We start from the raw sequence: 923 nt of genomic DNA on the forward strand, positions 1-923 counted from the left end.
CCATGAAGTCGGAATCGCTAGTAATCGTGAATCAGAATGTCACGGTGAATACGTTCCCGGGCCTTGTACACACCGCCCGTCACACCATGGGAGTGGGCTGCACCAGAAGTAGATAGCTTAACCCCGATCTTCTAGGAGAAAGGGGAGGGCGTTTACCACGGTGTGGTTCATGACTGGGGTGAAGTCGTAACAAGGTAGCCCTAGGGGAACCTGGGGCTGGATCACCTCCTTACCTAAAGACTGTTTGTTTTATGCAGTGTCCACACAGATTGCTTGGTTAAAATGTAAAAGAACGTGAAAAGACTTGGGTCTTTAGTTCGGATTGTTAGCACCCCACGCCCTTGGTAAAAGTGGTGAGGTCGGTGGTTCAAGTTGAACAAGTTCCCAAATGGGTCTGTAGCTCAGGTGGTTAGAGCGCACCCCTGATAAGGGTGAGGTCGGTGGTTCAAGTCCACTCAGACCCACCACTTTCTCTCCCAGAGAAATGTGGTTAACAGTCTTTTGAAACGTTGGGGTTATAGCTCAGCTGGGAGAGCGCCTGCCTTGCACGCAGGAGGTCTGCGGTTCGATCCCGCATAGCTCCACCACTTTCTAAATRCATTCATTCTCTAGATAAAGAATTGAGTGTGATTAGAAAGTGGATTAKTTGTCTCTAGCGAGATAGAAAAAACACATGTTCTTTAACAATCTGGAAAGCTGACTAGTAAATTSAATCGAAAGATTSAATTACAAATGTTTTTTATGACTTCTTATTTAAAGAAGGGATAAAAAACGAGTTCTCAAAACAAACACATTCAAGTGTCTTGTGTAGAGTCCGGCGAAAACAAATCCTCTCTTTTAGAGAGAAACCTTGGTTGTTGCCATACGAAACCTCTTGGGGTTGTATGGTTAAGTGACTAAGCGTACACGGTGGATGCCTTGGC

The 923-nt window shown here is 45.7% G+C and carries 2 tRNA genes and 1 rRNA gene; all 3 read left to right on the forward strand.

The features are described 5' to 3' along the window. Window positions 1-232, forward strand: a 16S ribosomal RNA gene (locus L4D76_RS28695); the annotation flags it as partial. A 158-nt stretch (window positions 233-390) separates the two neighbouring features. After that, window positions 391-467: transfer RNA gene (locus tag L4D76_RS28700), tRNA-Ile, on the forward strand. Between the two features lie 44 nt (window positions 468-511). Beyond that, a tRNA-Ala gene (locus tag L4D76_RS28705) sits at window positions 512-587 on the forward strand. Window positions 588-923: the final 336 nt, after the last annotated feature.

The sequence above is a fragment of the Photobacterium sagamiensis genome, assembly GCF_050337085.1.
GTDB lineage: Bacteria > Pseudomonadota > Gammaproteobacteria > Enterobacterales > Vibrionaceae > Photobacterium > Photobacterium sagamiensis.